This window comes from Phenylobacterium sp. (assembly GCF_036263695.1).
Taxonomy (GTDB): domain Bacteria; phylum Pseudomonadota; class Alphaproteobacteria; order Caulobacterales; family Caulobacteraceae; genus Phenylobacterium.
This window is the reverse complement of record NZ_DATAGM010000161.1, coordinates 1-2,966: the sequence shown is the minus strand read 5'-3', so window position 1 is coordinate 2,966 and position 2,966 is coordinate 1. Positions and strand designations below refer to the sequence as shown.

Below are 2,966 nucleotides of genomic sequence, written 5' to 3'. Positions count from 1 at the left end.
CTACGAGGCTTCCCGCCGCAAGGTGGCGGCCTTCATCGGCTGCGACATTGGCGAGGTGGTGTTCACCAAGGGCGGCACCGAGGCGATCAACCTGGTCGCCGCGGGCCTGGCGCGTACGCTGAAGCCTGGCGACGAGATCCTGCTCACGCAGATGGAGCACCACGCCAACATCGTCCCCTGGCATTTCCTTCGGGAGCACTGGGGCGCGGTGCTGAAGTTCGCCCCGGTGAACGATGACGGCTCGCTGGACGTGGAGGGCTTCCAGGCCCTGCTGACGGAGCGAACGAAGGTGGTCGCCTTCACCCACATGTCCAACGTGCTGGGGACCAAGAACCCGGTGCGCGAGCTGACGAGGCTGGCGCAGGAGGCCGGCGCACAGGTGCTGATCGACGGCTGCCAGGGCATCGTCCACGGGCCCGTCGACGTGCGCGAGATCGGCTGCGACTACTACGTCTTCTCCGGCCACAAGCTCTATGGGCCGACCGGCATCGGCATCCTCTACGGCAAGGCCGAGCGGCTGGCCGCGCTGCCGCCCTACCAAGGCGGGGGCGAGATGATCGGAACGGTGACTTTCGACGAGATCACCTACGCCGACGCGCCGCACCGGTTCGAGGCGGGCACCCCGCCGATCCTGGAGGCCATCGGCCTGGGCGCGGCAATCGACTGGCTGGGCGGCTACGACCGGGGCGAGATCGCCAAGCACGAGGCCAGGCTCTACCGCCGCGTCCGCGAGGCGCTGAACGGGGCCAACTGGCTGCGGGTCATCGGCGAGGCGGACGGGAAGGGGGCGATCCTCTCCTTCACCGTCGACGGCGCCCACGCCCACGACGTGGCCCAGATCCTCGACCGCTACGGCGTCGCCGTGCGCGCCGGCACCCACTGCGCCGAGCCCCTGATGCGACGTTTCGGCGTCACGTCGAGCGCTCGGGCCTCCTTCGCCCTATATAACACCGAGGAGGAGGCCGACGCCTTCGTCGACGCGCTTACCCGAACTCAGGCCTTCTTCGCTTAAGTGAGCTCCATGGACGACGCGACCGCCATCGATGGGACGACCAAGACGCCGCTCAGCCAGGCTGAGCTGGACGCGCTGACCGATCAGCTGATCGAGAAGCTGAAGACCGTTTACGACCCCGAGATCCCCGTCGACATCTACGAGCTCGGCCTGATCTACAAGGTCGACGTCTCGGACGACAAGGATGTCGCCATCGACATGACCCTGACCGCGCCGGGCTGCCCGGTGGCCGGCGAGATGCCCGGCTGGGTGCAGGAGGCGGTGCAGTCCATCCCGGGCGTGCGCAACGTCAACGTCGAGCTGGTCTTCGACCCGCCGTGGGACCCCTCGCGGATGAGCGACGAGGCCAAGCTCCAGCTGAACATGTTCTGACCATGACCGAGCTGCAGACCACCTTCACCCCCAGAGCCCGCCGCCCGCGGCCGAAGGTCGTGACCCTGACCGAGGCCGCCGCCGAGCGCGTGCGCGAGATCATGGCCAGCGCCGAGCGGCCCTACATCGGCCTGCGCGTGGGCGTGAAGAACGGCGGCTGCGCCGGGCAGGAGTACGTCCTCGAATACGCCGAGCAGGCCGACGCGCTGGACGAAGTCGTGGAGGATAAGGGCGTCACCATCCTCATCGAGCCCAAGGCGGTGATGTTTCTGCTGGGCACGGTGATCGACTACGAAGTCACCCGCCTCGCCTCCAAGTTCGTCTTCAAGAATCCCAACGAGACCGACGCCTGCGGCTGCGGCGAGAGCGTGACGATCGAGCCGGCGAAGCCGGACTGATCCTCCTTCCTCCCCATTTAGGGGAGAGGAAAGACCTTGCCCCCTACCGCCCCGCGAACTGGGCGGGGCGCTTCTGGACGAAGGCGGCGACGCCTTCGCGGAAGTCCTCGGTGCGGCCGGCGTCCCGCTGGACGACGCGTTCGGCGTGCAGCTGTTCGGCGAAGTCGTTGTCGAGGGAGTCCCAGATCAGCCGGCGGATCATGCCGATCGACTTTGGCCCGCTGGCCAGAGCTTGGGCGAGCTCCAGGGCCGTGGACATCAGCTGGTCGTCCGGGACGCAGCGGTTGATCAGTCCCCACTCCAGCGCCTGCCGGGCGGGCAGACGCTCGCCCAACAGCGCCATCTCCATGGCCCGGGCCCGGCCGATGTGGCGCGGCAGGATATAGGTGGAGCCGCCGTCCGGCACGAGGCCGATGCGGCGGAAGGCCTGCAGGAAGTAGGCGCTCTCGGCGGCCACGATCAGGTCGCCCATCAGCGCCAGCGAGCAGCCGACGCCGGCCGCCGCCCCGTTCACGGCGGTGACGATGGCGTGGGGATAGTTGCGCAGACTGGTGACGAAGGGGTTGTAGACCGTCTCCAGGGCCGCCCCGGCGTCGTTCTCGCCCCGCGGCTGGCTGAGGCCGCCCGCAGCGCCGCCGCCCGCGGTCAAGTTGGCCCCCGAGCAGAAGCCCCGGCCTTCGCCGGTGAGCACCACGGCGCGCACGCCCGAGCCGTCTTGCGCGAACCCGTCGAACGCGGCCCGCAGGTCCGCCATGACGTCCACGCCGGCCGCATTCAGCGTTGCCGGGTCGTTGATGGTGATGACGCCGACCTGACCGTCGGTATGTGTCCTGACCTTATCCACGCGCGTCCTCCTCGTCGTTGGAGGCATCATGGACGCGTACCGCGGCGTCAGGCTAGGCGGCGTTTGCGATCGACTCGGCGCTGGTGACCCGGTTGCGGCCGTTGCGCTTGGAGGCGTAGAGGGCGCCGTCTGCGCGCTCGACGAGGGCGTGCGGTGTCTCGCCGGGGCGCAGCATGGCCATGCCGGCGGAGAGGGTGATCTGGCCCAGGTCCTCGCCGGTCGAGCGGCGCTTCAGGATCCGCGAGTTGACCTCCGAGCGCATGGCCTGCAGGCCTGCGTAGACCTCGGAGGCGATCTCGCCCCGGAAGATCACCGCGAACTCCTCGCCGCCGTAGCGGGC

The 2,966-nt window shown here is 69.1% G+C and carries 5 protein-coding genes; 3 read left to right on the top strand and 2 right to left on the bottom strand.

From position 1 onward, the window contains the following. The 3 genes from VHK87_RS06645 to VHK87_RS06635 all read left to right on the top strand — a co-directional run. On the top strand, positions 1 to 1,012 hold a 1,012-nt coding region (locus tag VHK87_RS06645), incomplete at its 5' end, for a cysteine desulfurase (protein WP_329634115.1). A 9-nt stretch (positions 1,013 to 1,021) separates the two neighbouring features. Then, positions 1,022 to 1,384, top strand: coding sequence for an SUF system Fe-S cluster assembly protein (locus tag VHK87_RS06640; protein ID WP_329634114.1), 363 nt, complete (start codon positions 1,022 to 1,024; stop codon positions 1,382 to 1,384). A gap of 2 nt (positions 1,385 to 1,386) precedes the next feature. Continuing rightward, entirely contained in the window at positions 1,387 to 1,782 is a 396-nt protein-coding gene (locus VHK87_RS06635) for an iron-sulfur cluster assembly accessory protein (protein ID WP_329634113.1), read from the top strand. Positions 1,783 to 1,825: 43 nt separating this feature from the next. Here the strand turns inward: VHK87_RS06635 and VHK87_RS06630 are convergent, their stop codons facing one another. Continuing rightward, positions 1,826 to 2,626, bottom strand: coding sequence for an enoyl-CoA hydratase/isomerase (locus VHK87_RS06630; RefSeq protein ID WP_329634112.1), 801 nt, complete (start codon positions 2,624 to 2,626; stop codon positions 1,826 to 1,828). Positions 2,627 to 2,678: 52 nt separating this feature from the next. Beyond that, positions 2,679 to 2,966 (bottom strand): diguanylate cyclase (locus VHK87_RS06625; RefSeq protein WP_329634111.1); only part of this gene is annotated, 288 nt, incomplete at its 5' end.